Origin of the sequence: Streptomyces sp. NPDC047515, assembly GCF_040643055.1 — a bacterium.
In the GTDB taxonomy this organism is placed as follows: domain Bacteria; phylum Actinomycetota; class Actinomycetes; order Streptomycetales; family Streptomycetaceae; genus Streptomyces.
On the sequence record NZ_JBEYTM010000003.1, the window covers coordinates 121,242 to 136,112 of the forward strand.

The following is a 14,871-nucleotide window of genomic DNA, read 5'->3' on the forward strand; positions in this document are numbered from 1 at the left end:
AGCCGATTCGAAGGGCGAAGCGTGGCCAAGAAGCAAGGTGCCATCGAAATTGAGGGCACCGTGATCGAGTCCCTCCCGAACGCCATGTTCAAGGTGGAGCTCCAGAACGGTCACAAGGTCCTCGCGCACATCAGCGGCAAGATGCGGATGCACTACATCCGCATCCTTCCGGATGACCGGGTCGTCGTGGAGCTCTCTCCGTACGACCTGACGCGTGGCCGGATCGTCTACCGCTACAAGTAGATCTTGCCCGCACCCGCCTCGGCGCGGTGATGGCACTGACCCGGAGAACCTGACATCCCATGAAGGTCAAGCCGAGCGTCAAGAAGATCTGCGACAAGTGCAAGGTGATCCGCCGCCACGGTCGGGTCATGGTCATCTGCGACAACCTGCGCCACAAGCAGCGCCAGGGCTGACGTACGACCCCCTGCATCTCGCAGTACTTCGCGCGACGCACGTAATACGTACATACGCAGAGTCCGTCCAAGCTTCGGCTGACGACACCTCCGGCGGGGGCCGGGGACCCGGGCGTACCACTTCTCCTCGTGAGTGGTCGGCGATCGGGAGCGGCTCTGTGGAAGACCCCCGACTTAACAACTGGAGCCATTGAATGGCACGCGTTTCAGGTGTTGACATCCCGCGCGAAAAGCGCGTGGAGGTTGCCCTCACCTACGTCTTCGGTATCGGGCGCACCCGGTCCAAGGAGATCCTCGCCACCACCGGCGTGAACCCGAACACCCGCGTTCGTGACCTGGCCGAAGAGGACCTGGTCAAGATCCGCGAGTACGTGGACGCCAACCTCCGCACCGAGGGTGACCTCCGTCGCGAGATCCAGGGCGACATCCGCCGCAAGATCGAGATTGGCTGCTACCAGGGCATCCGCCACCGTCGCGGCCTGCCGGTCCACGGCCAGCGCACCAGCACGAACGCTCGTACCCGCAAGGGCCCGCGTCGCGCGATCGCCGGCAAGAAGAAGCCGGGCAAGAAGTAGTCCTCAGCGGACGCACTGCGGGTGTCCGGGCCACCGGTCAGCCGCAGCAACCAGCGGTCTTCGCTGTAGGACCGATCACCTCCCCTCTCCATCTGGAGTCAAGACATGCCCCCCAAGGGACGTCAGGGCGCAGCCAAGAAGGTGCGTCGCAAGGAAAAGAAGAACGTTGCTCACGGCCACGCGCACATCAAGAGCACGTTCAACAACACGATCGTCTCGATCACGGACCCCTCGGGCAACGTGATCTCCTGGGCCTCTGCCGGCCACGTCGGCTTCAAGGGCTCGCGCAAGTCCACCCCCTTCGCCGCGCAGATGGCCGCCGAGTCGGCCGCCCGCCGCGCGCAGGAGCACGGTATGCGCAAGGTTGACGTCTTCGTCAAGGGTCCGGGCTCCGGCCGCGAGACCGCGATCCGTTCGCTCCAGGCCACCGGCCTGGAGGTGGGCTCGATCCAGGACGTCACCCCCACTCCGCACAACGGATGCCGGCCGCCCAAGCGCCGCCGCGTCTGATTCCGTCTGAAGCAACGGAGACAACTGGAAAATGGCGCGATACACCGGGGCCGACTGCAAGCGTTGCCGTCGGGAGAAGCAGAAGCTGTTCCTCAAGGGCAGCAAGTGCGAGAGCGCGAAGTGCCCGATCGAGATCCGTCCTTACCCCCCGGGTGAGCACGGACGCGGGCGCACCAAGGACAGCGAGTACCTTCTTCAGCTTCGTGAGAAGCAGAAGTGCTCGCGGATCTACGGTGTTCTTGAGCGGCAGTTCGTGAACTACTACAAGGAAGCGAACCAGAAGACCGGCAAGACCGGTGAGAACCTTCTGCGCATCCTTGAGACCCGCCTCGACAACGTGGTCTACCGGGCAGGCTTCGCCAAGTCCCGCGACCATGCCCGTCAGCTGGTGCGTCACGGACACATCGCGGTGAACGGCACGAAGACCGACATTCCGTCGGCCCGCGTCGCCGTGAACGACGTGATCGAGGTTCGTCAGAAGTCCAAGGCCCTGACCCCCTTCCAGGTGGCCCAGGCCGAGGCCGGCGAGCGCACCGTTCCGGCGTGGCTCGAAGCCGTGCCGTCGACGATGCGGATCCTCGTGCACTCCCTGCCCGAGCGCCAGGTGATCGACACCCAGGTGCAGGAGCAGCTGATCGTCGAGCTCTACTCCAAGTAGTAGCTCGTGGGTCCGGGCGGTACGGCTCTTTCGGGTCGTGCCGCCCGTACCCTTGTCAGTATCTGGGGGCGTCAAATAGTGGGCGCCCACGACTGAAGGAACGCAACATGCTTATCGCTCAGCGTCCGTCGCTGACCGAAGAGGTCGTTGACGAGTTCCGCTCCCGGTTCGTGATCGAGCCGCTGGAGCCGGGCTTCGGCTACACCCTCGGCAACTCTCTTCGCCGCACGCTCCTTTCCTCGATCCCCGGTGCCGCCGTCACCAGCATCCGGATCGACGGTGTCCTGCACGAGTTCACCACCGTGCCGGGCGTCAAGGAGGACGTCACCGACCTCATCCTCAACATCAAGCAGCTGGTCGTCTCCTCGGAGCACGACGAGCCGGTCGTGATGTACCTGCGCAAGCAGGGTCCCGGCCTGGTCACCGCTGCTGACATCGCCCCGCCGGCCGGTGTCGAGGTCCACAACCCGGACCTGGTCCTGGCCACGCTGAACGGCAAGGGCAAGCTGGAGATGGAGCTGACCGTCGAGCGCGGTCGCGGCTACGTCTCCGCCGTCCAGAACAAGCAGGTGGGCCAGGAGATCGGCCGTATCCCGGTCGACTCCATCTACTCGCCGGTGCTCAAGGTCACGTACAAGGTCGAGGCGACCCGTGTCGAGCAGCGGACCGACTTCGACAAGCTGATCGTCGACGTCGAGACCAAGCAGGCCATGCGTCCGCGTGACGCCATGGCTTCGGCCGGTAAGACCCTGGTCGAGCTGTTCGGTCTGGCGCGTGAGCTCAACATCGACGCCGAGGGCATCGACATGGGCCCGTCCCCGACGGACGCCGCGCTCGCCGCCGATCTGGCGCTGCCGATCGAGGAGCTGGAGCTCACGGTCCGTTCGTACAACTGCCTCAAGCGTGAGGGCATCCACTCCGTGGGTGAGCTCGTGGCTCGTTCCGAGGCCGACCTGCTCGACATCCGCAACTTCGGTGCGAAGTCGATCGACGAGGTCAAGGCGAAGCTGGCCGGTATGGGCCTGGCGCTCAAGGACAGCCCGCCCGGATTCGACCCGACGGCCGCAGCCGACGCCTTCGGCGCCGACGACGACGCGGACGCCGGTTTCGTGGAGACCGAGCAGTACTAGTACGCCTCCGGCTGGGGTGCCCGGGTTTGCTGGGTGCCCCGGACCGGGTGAGGCTCTGTCCTCGAACGCCGGACGGGCTTGAGATTGGTTCTTGCCTGTTCGGCTCTTGATCTTCCGTGTGGCGTCCGCCGCGCGGGAACTGACACCGGTACCTGATACGGCCGGTGCAGCACACAAGGAGAAACACCATGCCGAAGCCCGCCAAGGGTGCCCGTCTGGGCGGCAGCGCTGCGCACGAGAAGCTTCTTCTCATCAACCTCGCGAAGGCGCTGTTCGAGCACGGCCGCATCACCACGACCGAGGCCAAGGCCCGCCGCCTGCGTCCGGTCGCCGAGCGTTTCATCACCAAGGCGAAGAAGGGCGACATCCACAACCGTCGCCTGGTGCTGCAGTCGATCACGGACAAGGGCATCGTGCACACGCTCTTCACCGAGATCGCCCCGCGCTACGAGAACCGCCCTGGTGGTTACACCCGCATCACCAAGATCGGCAACCGTCGTGGCGACAACGCCCCGATGGCGGTCATCGAGCTGGTCGAGGCGCTGACCGTGGCCCAGCAGGCCACCGGTGAGGCCGAGGCCGCGACCAAGCGTGCGGTCAAGGAGGACGCCCTCAAGAAGGACGAGGCTCCGGCCGAGTCCGCCGAGGTCGTCGAGGACGCCAAGTCGGCCGAGGCCGAGGCGGAGTCCAAGGACGCCTGAGCGTTCTGAGAGCACTGGACGGGCCCGCATCACCCTTCGGGGCGGTGCGGGCCCGTTCCGTATGGACTGGAGACAAGGATCCTCGGGTGAGTGACGAAGTGGAGCCCGGCTTCGTGCGGGTGCGGCTGGACCTGGCGTACGACGGCAAGGATTTCTCCGGCTGGGCCAAGCAGACCTCCAGGCGGACCGTCCAGGGGGAGATCGAGGACGCGCTGCGGACCGTGACGCGGTCCTCGCGGACGTACGGCCTGACCGTCGCCGGACGCACGGATGCCGGGGTGCACGCCCGGGGCCAGGTCGCCCATGTCGATCTGCCGGACGAGGTGTGGGCCGAGCACGCGGACAAGCTGCTGCGGCGGATGGCCGGGCGGATGGCGCCCGATGTACGGATCTGGCGCATCGAACGGGCTCCGGCGGGGTTCAACGCCCGGTTCTCGGCGCTGTGGCGTCGGTACGCGTACCGTGTCGCCGACCGTCCCGGTGGGGTGGATCCGCTGTTGCGCGGTCATGTGCTCTGGCACGACCGGCCGTTGGACGTCGACGCCATGAACGAGGCGGCGGCCCGGATGACCGGGGAGCACGACTTCGCCGCGTACTGCAAGAAGCGCGCGGGCGCGACGACGATCCGTACGCTGCAGAAGCTGAGCTGGGTCCGGGACGAGGCGTCCGGGATCATGACGGCGACCGTGCAGGCCGACGCGTTCTGCCACAACATGGTGCGGGCGCTGATCGGCGCGGCGCTGTTCGTCGGCGACGGGCGCCGTCCGGCCGAGTGGCCCGCCCAGGTGCTGGCGGCACGGGTGCGGGATCCCGGGGTGCATGTCGTGCGACCCCACGGGCTGACGCTGGAGGAAGTGGCCTACCCCGCCGACGAGTTGCTGGCCGCCCGCTCCAAGGAGGCGCGCAATGTGCGCACGCTTCCCGGAACGGGCGACGGTGGCGAGGGCTGCTGCTGAGACGCGATGACGGGCCCGCCCGGTGGTCGGTCCCTCAGGGCGACGGCCGCTCCGCGGACGAGGACTCCTTGCCCGGGGGGAGGGGGCGATCATCGAAGATCACCACGTGCCAGGCACCGGCCGTCCGGAGCACGGTGAAGGTGTCGTGGAGAGTGGCGCCCGTCCGGCCCTTCGCGGTGAGCTCGGCCGATCCGGTGTTCGGGCCTATGTCGTAGTCGATGCGCACGTCCGTGATCTTCAGGTCCTTGCCGCCGTCGGCGGCGAGGATCCGGGCCGCTTCGCGCCGCGACCAGTCCTCGTCCGGGACGTTGCCGATGTGCATCAGAGCGGGGACGCTACGGGAGTTGAGGGCGCGCACATACGATTCCACCGCTCGGCGGGCCCCGTCCGGTGATGCCGAGGGCTTGCTCACGGTGTGGGACTCCGAGGTTGACGAGCATCCGGAAGCCGCCAGCGTGACTGTGGCCACCGCCGCTGTCAGAACGCCGGCCGTTCGTCGACGATTCATTGTGCTCCTTCGTCCGATCGGGGAAGCGGTGTCTCTGGCCGTCAGGTGCGGTGCGCGTACCACCATGTCTTCTTGTGGTCGGACAGAAGTTTGGCCAGGCTCTTGTTGTGTGTGGCACCGGAGTGGTACGTGAGGTACGGAGTGCCCTGGTACCTCTTGGTGACCATCATGGTGTGGTCGATATTGCCGTTCTTGTCCCAGTCAGCCTGTAGAACATCTGAAGCGACCAGATTCCATACATTCGTGAGCATCTTGGTGCGTTTCGAGTGCTTCTGTGCGAACCAGTACCAGTTCTCCGCGCCCGCCCATGTGTAGCTGGTGGTGAACGTCGTGGGTCCGTAGAACCAGTACTTGTTGCTGGTCCGCTGGATCAGTGCGCCGCCTTTGGGGCCCCACCCCCCGGCCAGCATCGCCTGGGAAATGAAGTTGGTGCAATCGTTGCTGTAGGTGCGATATGCCTTGTTGTTGTTCTTCCAGTATTTGTCGGCGTATGCAGCGATTTTCCCGTAGCTGTAGCTTGCCGGTTTGACGACGGTGACGCCGGTGTCCGGAAGAACTGTCGTCTCGGACGGAGGTGTCTTGGTGCCCTCGTCCTCGTCCGGAGAACCACCTTCGTCTGCGGGTGCCGGGTCCGCCCGCTCCACCTGCGTGCTGGGTGCGGGGCCGCCGTCGGTCTCGGCTACGTCAGAGGCGAGGAGCCAGGTTCCCTCAGCTGTTCGCGCGAACTGCACGGTGTGCGGGAGGGCGATCTCTTCGTATTCCGGCGCTCCTTCCTCCATTTCCTGGGGGGTGAAGGGGAGGTGCAGGCGGGTGTACTCGGAGACCTGGAGGGTCGCCGCCGACTCGCCGACGGAGGCATTCGTGACCTCGACATCGACCGTCGCCTTCGTGTACCCCCCGTCGACTTGTTCGTATCGCCGCCCCTTCTCCGCCAGCGCTGTCAGGTCGGCATCCACCTGCGCGGACATCTGCCGAGTTGTCGCAATTCGGGCGGAGCGCGTGATGGATGCGGTGGTGGTGAGCATGTTGGCGCGCTGTTGCAGGTAGTTCTCTGTGAGCTGTGCCAACTCACTTGTGATCGGATCGGCAGTGGCAGACGTGGGCGCAGTGTCCGGGTGGGCGATCGCTGGTGTGGTTGTGAGAGCGAGAGCAGCGGCCGTCAGGATGGTGGCCGCCATATGTCTTCGTCGCTTGTACCTCATGAGCGACTCCCTTGCCTGAGCCGATCAGTCGTGTCCTGTTGCTGAGGCAAGAGAGGGCTGTCTGTCCAGGGGTTCCGAGGTGGCGTGATGACACCGAGGAATGACCGGTTCCGCGCCTGTGCGGGCCTTGGTCTCGCCGACTGGCTGTGCTGGTGGTTCGGTCTTTGCCGCAGGTTTCGTGCTGCGGCGCGGCAGAGGGTCGGTCAGCCGGTCTGGGCGGTGGCTGCGGCCGATGCCTGGAGCTCGCCCCGGTAGCGGATCTGACGGAACGTGAAGTTCGTCAGGTCGTCGCCGGTGGCGTAGACGTTCTTGTCGGCCGTGGTGACGTTCTTGCCGCTGGTGAACCCGCTGATGGCGAAGTAGGCGTAGCGCCCGTAGGAGTTGGCGGTACGGCGGCAGACCGATCCGGCGGGGCAGAAGGACGGCACGCCCGCGCCGCTCAGTGTGGCGATGCTGCCGCTCGACTGCTGGGCCGCCTTCTTCGCCTGGGCTTCCGTCTTGAAGACTGCGAGCCCGACGGTGACGGCGACGCCGTCCTTGCTGTACGTGGCCCGGATGACCTGGTCGCAGCCGTTGCTGGTGAGGATCGAGCCGAGCGCGCCCTTGGTGGTCGCGGCGCAGCTCTTCGTCTGCTGCGTCGCGCCCTTGACGTAGACGCGGTCGCCCATCGTCAGCTTCTTGCCGGGGAAGAACGCGTCGACGGTGATCGGCGCCTTGTCCTTCTTGGCGTCGGATATGTAGTCCTTCGGGTCGGGCGGGGGCGGCGGCGCCACCGAGGAGAAGGACGGCTCGGGCTCGGCGGTGTCGGTCGGCAGGTCGGTCGGCGCCGGGAGCTCGCTCGCGTGCTTGCCGGAGTTGGTGGAGTCGTTCTTGTTGGTCGAGATGACCGCGGTGGCCACGATCGCGCCGACCGCGGCGGTGGCGAGCACGCCTCCGCCGATCAGCAGCCACTTCTTGCGGCGGTTGCGCGCGGCGGACTCGTCGGCCAGCGCTGCCCAGTCCGGAGTCTGTGTGCCTCCGGGCCCCCGGGAGGGCCCCCCTTGCCCAAAGCTCATGCGGCGAATCCTAGACGGAACGTAAACCGGTTGGGCCAGGGCTTCGCGGCCCGTGACAATGCTGTGCATGGGACATCTTGAAGCGGGCCATCTGGAGTACTACCTACCGGACGGGCGGGTGCTGCTCGGCGATGCTTCGTTCCGGGTCGCGGACGGGGCGGTGGTCGCCCTCGTGGGTGCGAACGGTGCCGGGAAGACGACGCTGCTGAAACTGCTCGCCGGGGAGCTCCAGCCGCACGGCGGCTCCGTGTCGGTGAGTGGCGGTCTCGGGGTGATGCAGCAGTTCGTGGGCTCCGTGCGGGACGAGCGCACCGTCCGGGACCTGCTGGTCTCCGTCGCGCAGCCCCGTATCCGGGAGGCCGCCCTGGCGGTCGACAAGGCGGAGGAACTGATCTTCACCGTCGACGACGAGGCCGCGCAGATGACGTACGCGCAGGCCCTGAGCGACTGGGCGGAGGCCCGCGGGTACGAGGCCGAGACCGTCTGGGACATGTGCACCACGGCCGCGCTCGGTGTCCCGTACGAGAAGGCGCAGTGGCGCGAGGTGCGCACACTGTCCGGCGGTGAGCAGAAGCGGCTGGTGCTGGAGGCGCTGCTGCGCGGGCCGGACGAGGTGCTGCTGCTCGACGAGCCGGACAACTACCTCGACGTTCCCGGGAAGCGGTGGCTGGAGGAGAGACTGAAGGAGACCCGTAAGACGGTCCTCTTCGTCTCCCACGACCGGGAGCTGCTGTCCAGGGCGGCCGAGAAGATCGTCAGTGTCGAGCCGAGCCCGGCGGGCAGCGACGTGTGGGTGCACGGCGCCGGCTTCGACACGTACCACCAGGCCCGCAAGGACCGGTTCGCCCGGTTCGAGGAGCTGCTGCGGCGCTGGGAGGAGGAGCACGCCCGGCTGAAGGCGCTGGTCCACCGGCTGCGGCAGCAGGCGGCGATCAGCCCCGACATGGCGTCCCGCTACCGCGCGATGCAGACCCGCTTCAAGAAGTTCGAGGATGCCGGGCCCCCGCCGGAGCCGCCGCGCGAGCAGGACATCAGGATGCGGCTGCGCGGCGGGCGGACCGGTGTGCGGGCGGTGACCTGCAAGGGCCTGGAGCTCACCGGGCTGATGAAACCCTTCGACCTGGAGATCTTCTACGGGGAGCGGGTGGCCGTCCTCGGCTCGAACGGCTCGGGGAAGTCGCACTTCCTGCGGCTGCTCGCGGGCGAGCCGGTGGCGCACTCGGGGGAGTGGAAGCTCGGGGCGCGCGTCGTACCGGGCCACTTCGCGCAGACGCACGCCCATCCCGAACTGCTGGGCCACACACTCGTCGAGATCCTGTGGACCGAGCACGCCAAGGACCGGGGCGGGGCGATGTCCGTGCTGCGGCGCTACGAGCTGGAGCGGCAGGGCGACCAGCCGTTCGAGAAGCTGTCCGGCGGGCAGCAGGCACGCTTCCAGATCCTGCTCCTGGAACTGGCCGGCACGACCGCGCTGCTGCTGGACGAGCCGACGGACAACCTGGACCTGGAGTCGGCGGAGGCCCTGCAGGACGGGCTGGAGGCATACGACGGGACGGTGATGGCCGTCACGCACGACCGGTGGTTCGCGAAGTCCTTCGACCGGTACCTCGTGTTCGGCTCGGACGGTGTCGTACGCGAGACGACGGAGCCGGTGTGGGACGAGCGGAGGGTGGAGCGGGCGCGGTAGAGGGCGCCGGGGCGGCGCCCACCCGTCCGGGTGAGCGCTCCGCGAAGGGCCGACGTGTCCGATGCCGTGTCCATAGCGTGGCCCGTTGACGACGACACGGCGATGATCTTCGCCGAACTCACCGAACTGGGCCTGGGTTCCGCTCCGGCCGCACGGATCTGGAGGGATCTGATGTCTGTCGACCTCTCTTTCTTTCGCTCGGAGACGTCTGAGCGGCTGCGTTCCGAAGGGCGTTCCGAGGGGCGGGCCGAGGGGCGTGCCGAAGGGCGGGCCGAGGATATTCTGCGGATCCTGTCCAAGCGCGGGATCGCGGTTCCGGAGCAGGTGCGGGAGCGGATCGCTTCCTGTGCCGATCTGGACGTGCTGGGCGAGTGGTTCGACCGGTCGTTGACCGTCGAGGCGGTCGAGGACCTGTTCGTGGTGGACGAGGGCTGACCACCAGGGCCGGAACCCCGGCAGGGCCGGGCTTCCGGGGCTGTTTTGACCCGCGCGGGGGAGCGACGGTATTCTTCTGGTTTGTTATGCGTATTGGCTTGGTCGTTCTCACGCGAGGGGCCCTTACGCCGGTCCACCGGGCCGATGACCAGCGGCAGGTACTCGGGTTGCGTCCCCGCAGCGCCGCCAAGGCTGGTGTGATCGTCCGGGTGGCCTTGTCAGGACTCACTCACTGAAGAAGCGAAGGCTACGACCGTGCGTACGTACAGCCCCAAGCCTGGCGATGTGACGCGCCAGTGGCACATCATCGACGCCCAGGACATCGTCCTGGGCCGTCTGGCCACCACGGCTGCGAACCTCCTCCGCGGCAAGCACAAGGCGATTTACGCCCCCCACATGGACATGGGCGACTTCGTCATCATCATCAACGCCGAGAAGGTTCACCTCTCCGGCAACAAGAAGACCCAGAAGATGGCGTACCGCCACTCCGGGTTCCCGGGTGGTCTCCGCTCCGTCCGCTACGACGAGCTGCTCGCCAAGAGCCCCGAGAAGGCTGTCGAGAAGGCCATCAAGGGCATGATCCCCAAGAACAGCCTGGGCCGTCAGATGCTCTCGAAGCTCAAGGTCTACGCGGGCGACCAGCACCCGCACGCTGCTCAGCAGCCGGTCCCGTTCGAGATCACCCAGGTCGCGCAGTAGTTCCGGCCTCCCCCTAAGACCAAAAGAAAGATCTGAGGAGAATCGTGGCCGAGACCACTGTTGAGAACCCCGTCGAGGGCGTCGAGGGCGAAGAGGTTTTCGCCGAGGTGACCACCTTCGAGTCCGAGGTTCCCGTCGAGGGCGAGTACACCAGCGAGTCGCTGGCGTCCCGCTTCGGCGACCCGCAGCCCGCCGCCGGCCTCGGCCGTCGGAAGAACGCCATCGCCCGCGTCCGGATCGTTCCGGGCACCGGCAAGTGGAAGATCAACGGTCGCACCCTTGAGGACTACTTCCCCAACAAGGTGCACCAGCAGGAAGTCAACGAGCCCTTCAAGGTGCTTGAGCTCGACAACCGCTACGACGTCATCGCCCGCATCTCGGGCGGCGGCGTCTCGGGTCAGGCCGGTGCCCTGCGCCTCGGCGTGGCCCGTGCGCTGAACGAGGCGGACGTCGACAACAACCGCCCGACGCTGAAGAAGGCCGGCTTCCTCTCCCGCGACGACCGTGCGGTCGAGCGCAAGAAGGCCGGTCTCAAGAAGGCCCGTAAGGCCCCGCAGTACAGCAAGCGCTAAACCGCCTGCTCGTCTGCTTTACACGTTCGCCCCGGCGGCACACCTCGTGCTGGCCGGGGCGTTCGTTTATCGGCACGCTCGGGCGTATAACGGCATAAGACGTTCATAGGCCTGCATACACAGCGTCGCGTTGTGTTGCTTTTGGTTTGGTTTGCGGTTTCGGAGCATCTTCGGAGGACACCAGTGGGACAACTCTTCGGCACGGACGGTGTGCGCGGTGTCGCCAACGCGGACCTGACGGCCGAGCTCGCGCTCGGCCTGTCGGTCGCCGCGGCGCATGTGCTCGCCGAGGCGGGCACCTTTGAGGGGCATCGGCCGACAGCCGTGGTGGGGCGTGACCCACGTGCCTCCGGAGAGTTCCTGGAGGCCGCCGTCGTGGCAGGCCTCGCCAGTGCCGGTGTGGACGTCCTGCGGGTCGGTGTGCTGCCCACCCCCGCGGTGGCGCACCTCACCGGCGCGCTGGGCGCCGACCTCGGCGTGATGCTCTCCGCCAGCCACAACGCCATGCCGGACAACGGTGTCAAGTTCTTCGCCCGGGGCGGCCACAAGCTCGCCGACGAGCTGGAGGACCGGATCGAGACGGTCTACGAGCAGCACCGCACCGGTGAGCCCTGGGCGCGCCCGACGGGCGCCGGGGTGGGCCGCGTCACCGACTACGCCGAGGGCTTCGACCGCTACGTCGCCCACCTCGTCGCCGTCCTCCCGAACCGGCTCGACGGTCTGAAGGTCGTCCTCGACGAGGCGCACGGCGCCGCCGCCCGGGTTTCGCCCGAGGCGTTCACGCGAGCGGGTGCCGAGGTCGTCACGATCGGTGCCGAACCGGACGGTCTGAACATCAACGACGGCTGCGGCTCCACCCACCTGGACCTCCTGAAGGCCGCCGTCGTCGAGCACGGCGCCGACCTCGGCATCGCACACGACGGCGACGCCGACCGCTGCCTCGCCGTGGACGCCACGGGCGAGGAGGTCGACGGGGACCAGATCCTGGCCGTGCTCGCCCTCGCCATGCGCGAGGCCGGTCAACTGCGCAAGGACACCGTGGTCGGCACGGTCATGTCCAACCTCGGCTTCAAGATCGCGATGGAGCGGGAGGGCATCCGGCTCGTCCAGACCGCCGTCGGCGACCGTTACGTACTGGAGTCGATGAAGGCCGAGGGCTACGCGCTGGGTGGCGAGCAGTCCGGCCATGTCATCGTCCTGGACCACGCCACGACCGGCGACGGCACGCTGACCGGTCTGCTGCTGGCGGCCCGCGTCGCCGCGACCGGCCGTACGCTCGCCGAGCTGGCCGGGGTCATGCAGCGTCTGCCGCAGCTGCTGATCAACGTCCCCGACGTCGACAAGTCCCGGGTGGATACCTCTTCGGAGCTGGCCGCGGCGGTCGCCGAGGCCGAGCGCGAGCTGGGCTCCACCGGGCGCGTACTGCTGCGCCAGTCGGGCACGGAGCCGCTGGTACGGGTCATGGTCGAGGCGGCCGACATCGAACAGGCCCGCGCGGTCGCCGAGCGGCTGGCCGACGTGGTGAAGTCCGCGCTCGGTTAGGGCCTCTCGTTTCGCTGTTGCCGGGCTCCGGGGCGAGCCCGGCAAGATCCGAACGAAACACCCTGGGGCCTCTCCGGCGGATCACGGCCGGGGCCGGTGCGCCCTGTCCGGCCCTGATCCGCCGGACGGACTCCCGTCCGTTCGCCGACGGGGCCCGCCGGTGCCGGCCGCGCTACTCGCCGGACGGGCGCGTCGCCTGGCCCGTCCGGCGGCGGTGCGCCGCCCACAGGGCCTTCTGGAGCAGCAGCGTCAGCGTCCCCGCGACCACGATTCCACCGAGGTTCGCCAGCAGTTGGGCCGCCGAGCCCCACATCTGTCCGTAGTCGGTGTAGCTGAACGCCACCGCCGCGTTGGCTGCCGCCGGCACCGTCGTCACGGAGATTGCGACCCCGATCAGCGCCCCGGACTTCGCCGAGGTGAGCGAGAGCGTTCCGGCGATCCCGGCCAGGAACGCCACCACGAACGACAGCGGGTCCGGCTTCCAGATGAACGACGTGTTGGGCCGTGCGGCCTCGATCATCGAGCGGTTGAACAGCGCGAAGGCGTCCATCAGCCAGGCGAATCCGGCGGTCAGCACCATCGCGACGGCGAAGCCGCCGATCAGCGCCACCAGCGACCGCCACACCAGCCGCGGGGCCCGCTGCACCAGGGCCGTGGAGATCCCGGCCAGCGGCCCGAACTCCGGGCCGACCGCCATCGCGCCCACGATCAGGATCGCGTTGTCGAGCATCACACCGCAGGCGGCGAGCATCGTCGCGACCGCGAGGAACGCCACATAGGTGACGCTGAACGTCGACTCCTCGTGGGTCGCCTCCGTCAGCTCCTCCCACAGCACCGCGTCCGCGCCCTCGCCCGGCGCCTCCTCCTCGGCCTTGTCGGCGTGCGCGGAGAGCGTCAGGTCCATGTTCTCGACGGTGATCGAACCGGACTTGTCGATGCCGAGCCCGCGCAGCGCCGAGATCACCTCGTCGCCCGCCTCCCGCGCCACATCGCACAGCACCACGTCACCCGCCGGGTCGCGGGCGACACCGGGCATCACCACGAGATGCGTCGTACCGACGGTGCTCTCCAGCAGGTGCACCACCTCGTCCGTACGGCCGGCGGGGACGATCAGGCGCAGATGCAGCACGCGGACACTCCTGGAGGGCTCGACGTCTCAGAGTTTGCGCAGGGACAACCGCTGGACCTTGTGATCGGGCCCCTTGCGCAGCACCAGGGTGGCACGCCCTCGGGTGGGCGCGACATTCTCCACCAGATTGGGCTTGTTGATGGTCCGCCACATCGTCGCGGCGTACTCCATGGCCTCCTCCTCGGAGACCTGGGTGTACTTGCGGAAGTACGAGAACGGGTTCTGGAACGCCGTCTCGCGCAGTTTCCGGAACCGGTTGAGATACCAGGTCTCGATGTCCTCGGTCCGTGCGTCCACGTACACACTGAAGTCGAAGTAGTCGGCGAGCCCGACCCTCGTCCGTCCGTCCTTGCCGGGCAGCGCGGGCTGGAGGACGTTCAGCCCCTCGACGATCAGGATGTCGGGGCGGCGCACGGTGAGCCGCTCGCCCGGCACGATGTCGTAGATCAGGTGCGAGTAGACGGGCGCCGTCACCTCGTCCTTGCCGGCCTTGATGTCGGCGACGAAACGCGTCAGGGCCCGGCGGTCGTACGACTCGGGGAACCCCTTGCGCGACATCAGCCCGCGCGCCTGGAGTTCCTTCATCGGCAGCAGGAAGCCGTCCGTGGTGACGAGTTCCACCCGGGGGTGTTCGGGCCAGCGGGCCAGCAGCGCCTGGAGGATACGGGCGCTGGTGGACTTGCCGACCGCGACACTGCCCGCGACCCCTATGACGAACGGGGTGCCGCGCTGCGCCCCGTGGCCGTTGCCCGCGTCCCCGAGGAAGGTGTTCAGGGCGCCGCGCAGGCCCGAGGTGGCCTGGACGTAGAGGTTGAGCAGCCGGGAGAGCGGCAGATAGACGTCCCGGACCTCGTCGAGGTCGATGACGTCCCCGAGCCCGCGCAGCTGCTCCACCTCGTCGGCGGTCAGCGGCAACGGCGTCTTGTCGCGCAGGGCGCTCCATTCGGCGCGCGACAGGTCGACGTACGGCGTCGCCGCGTGCTCGGCACGGCGGTGGGTGCTTCGTGGCGGCGAAGTGATCACGTGTTCATTGTTGCGGGAGTTTGAACGGAGCGGGGGGTGGGCTCGGTCACGTGGGGGCGGCGGGCCGGCAGGG

18 protein-coding genes are annotated in these 14,871 nt (G+C 67.8%); 13 read left to right on the forward strand and 5 right to left on the reverse strand.

What is annotated here, in order from left to right:
• Positions 1-21 precede the first annotated feature (21 nt).
• From infA to truA, 8 genes are all read left to right on the forward strand, one after another.
• Complete coding sequence (gene infA / locus ABZ826_RS03440; RefSeq protein ID WP_003956442.1) at positions 22-243, forward strand: translation initiation factor IF-1; 222 nt, start codon at positions 22-24, stop codon at positions 241-243.
• Between the two features lie 59 nt (positions 244-302).
• Positions 303-416 carry a 50S ribosomal protein L36 gene (gene rpmJ / locus ABZ826_RS03445; protein ID WP_003956441.1) on the forward strand — a complete coding sequence of 38 codons (114 nt, stop codon included), beginning with the start codon at positions 303-305 and terminating at the stop codon, positions 414-416.
• 194 nt (positions 417-610) lie between these two features.
• Positions 611-991, forward strand: a complete 381-nt coding sequence (gene rpsM, locus ABZ826_RS03450; protein WP_014047799.1) for a 30S ribosomal protein S13 — start codon at positions 611-613, stop codon at positions 989-991.
• Between the two features lie 105 nt (positions 992-1,096).
• A complete protein-coding gene (rpsK, locus tag ABZ826_RS03455) occupies positions 1,097-1,501 on the forward strand; it encodes a 30S ribosomal protein S11 (protein WP_003956432.1) in 405 nt (134 codons plus the stop codon).
• 31 nt (positions 1,502-1,532) lie between these two features.
• Complete coding sequence (gene rpsD, locus ABZ826_RS03460; protein ID WP_093897256.1) at positions 1,533-2,159, forward strand: 30S ribosomal protein S4; 627 nt, start codon at positions 1,533-1,535, stop codon at positions 2,157-2,159.
• A 107-nt stretch (positions 2,160-2,266) separates the two neighbouring features.
• Complete coding sequence (locus ABZ826_RS03465) at positions 2,267-3,289, forward strand: DNA-directed RNA polymerase subunit alpha (protein WP_003966937.1); 1,023 nt, start codon at positions 2,267-2,269, stop codon at positions 3,287-3,289.
• A gap of 188 nt (positions 3,290-3,477) precedes the next feature.
• Positions 3,478-3,990: a 50S ribosomal protein L17 gene (rplQ, locus tag ABZ826_RS03470; RefSeq protein ID WP_361441441.1), complete on the forward strand. Its 513-nt coding sequence runs from the start codon at positions 3,478-3,480 to the stop codon at positions 3,988-3,990.
• Positions 3,991-4,076: 86 nt separating this feature from the next.
• Positions 4,077-4,946: a tRNA pseudouridine(38-40) synthase TruA gene (gene truA, locus ABZ826_RS03475; RefSeq protein WP_361441444.1), complete on the forward strand. Its 870-nt coding sequence runs from the start codon at positions 4,077-4,079 to the stop codon at positions 4,944-4,946.
• 34 nt (positions 4,947-4,980) lie between these two features.
• Here the strand turns inward: truA and ABZ826_RS03480 are convergent, their stop codons facing one another.
• The 3 genes from ABZ826_RS03480 to ABZ826_RS03490 form a co-directional block, all read right to left on the reverse strand.
• Entirely contained in the window at positions 4,981-5,358 is a 378-nt protein-coding gene (locus ABZ826_RS03480; RefSeq protein ID WP_361441447.1) for a hypothetical protein, read from the reverse strand.
• A gap of 137 nt (positions 5,359-5,495) precedes the next feature.
• A complete protein-coding gene (locus tag ABZ826_RS03485) occupies positions 5,496-6,656 on the reverse strand; it encodes an amidase domain-containing protein (RefSeq protein WP_361441450.1) in 1,161 nt (386 codons plus the stop codon).
• Between the two features lie 203 nt (positions 6,657-6,859).
• The gene (locus ABZ826_RS03490) at positions 6,860-7,711 is read right to left on the reverse strand and encodes a hypothetical protein (protein WP_361441453.1); all 852 of its coding nucleotides are present in this window, start codon (positions 7,709-7,711) and stop codon (positions 6,860-6,862) included.
• A 58-nt stretch (positions 7,712-7,769) separates the two neighbouring features.
• Between ABZ826_RS03490 and ABZ826_RS03495 the strand changes: the two genes are divergently transcribed.
• From ABZ826_RS03495 to glmM, 5 genes are all read left to right on the forward strand, one after another.
• Positions 7,770-9,398, forward strand: a complete 1,629-nt coding sequence (locus tag ABZ826_RS03495) for an ATP-binding cassette domain-containing protein (protein ID WP_361441813.1) — start codon at positions 7,770-7,772, stop codon at positions 9,396-9,398.
• Positions 9,399-9,452: 54 nt separating this feature from the next.
• Positions 9,453-9,833 (forward strand): hypothetical protein, encoded by a 381-nt coding sequence (locus ABZ826_RS03500; RefSeq protein WP_361441456.1) that lies wholly within the window; start codon positions 9,453-9,455, stop codon positions 9,831-9,833.
• Positions 9,834-10,088: 255 nt separating this feature from the next.
• Positions 10,089-10,532: a 50S ribosomal protein L13 gene (rplM, locus tag ABZ826_RS03505; protein ID WP_072486702.1), complete on the forward strand. Its 444-nt coding sequence runs from the start codon at positions 10,089-10,091 to the stop codon at positions 10,530-10,532.
• Between the two features lie 44 nt (positions 10,533-10,576).
• A complete protein-coding gene (gene rpsI / locus ABZ826_RS03510; protein WP_351078005.1) occupies positions 10,577-11,104 on the forward strand; it encodes a 30S ribosomal protein S9 in 528 nt (175 codons plus the stop codon).
• A gap of 183 nt (positions 11,105-11,287) precedes the next feature.
• The gene (glmM, locus tag ABZ826_RS03515) at positions 11,288-12,646 is read left to right on the forward strand and encodes a phosphoglucosamine mutase (protein WP_361441460.1); all 1,359 of its coding nucleotides are present in this window, start codon (positions 11,288-11,290) and stop codon (positions 12,644-12,646) included.
• Between the two features lie 172 nt (positions 12,647-12,818).
• On the opposite strand, the gene ABZ826_RS03520 is transcribed toward glmM, so the two are convergent.
• Entirely contained in the window at positions 12,819-13,775 is a 957-nt protein-coding gene (locus ABZ826_RS03520; RefSeq protein WP_361441463.1) for a DUF389 domain-containing protein, read from the reverse strand.
• A 27-nt stretch (positions 13,776-13,802) separates the two neighbouring features.
• Positions 13,803-14,798, reverse strand: a complete 996-nt coding sequence (coaA, locus tag ABZ826_RS03525; protein WP_361441466.1) for a type I pantothenate kinase — start codon at positions 14,796-14,798, stop codon at positions 13,803-13,805.
• Between the last annotated feature and the right edge of the window lie 73 nt (positions 14,799-14,871).

Bases quoted from the DNA above. Each gene is read 5' to 3' on its own strand.
- rpsM (WP_014047799.1), top strand. From the start codon at position 611: ATGGCACGCGTTTCAGGTGTTGACATCCCGCGCGAAAAGCGCGTGGAG.
- ABZ826_RS03490 (WP_361441453.1), bottom strand. From the start codon at position 7,711: ATGAGCTTTGGGCAAGGGGGGCCCTCCCGGGGGCCCGGAGGCACACAG.
- rpmJ (WP_003956441.1), top strand. From the start codon at position 303: ATGAAGGTCAAGCCGAGCGTCAAGAAGATCTGCGACAAGTGCAAGGTG.
- ABZ826_RS03485 (WP_361441450.1), bottom strand. From the start codon at position 6,656: ATGAGGTACAAGCGACGAAGACATATGGCGGCCACCATCCTGACGGCC.
- rpsD (WP_093897256.1), top strand. From the start codon at position 1,533: ATGGCGCGATACACCGGGGCCGACTGCAAGCGTTGCCGTCGGGAGAAG.
- rpsK (WP_003956432.1), top strand. From the start codon at position 1,097: ATGCCCCCCAAGGGACGTCAGGGCGCAGCCAAGAAGGTGCGTCGCAAG.
- ABZ826_RS03495 (WP_361441813.1), top strand. From the start codon at position 7,770: ATGCTGTGCATGGGACATCTTGAAGCGGGCCATCTGGAGTACTACCTA.
- ABZ826_RS03465 (WP_003966937.1), top strand. From the start codon at position 2,267: ATGCTTATCGCTCAGCGTCCGTCGCTGACCGAAGAGGTCGTTGACGAG.
- rplQ (WP_361441441.1), top strand. From the start codon at position 3,478: ATGCCGAAGCCCGCCAAGGGTGCCCGTCTGGGCGGCAGCGCTGCGCAC.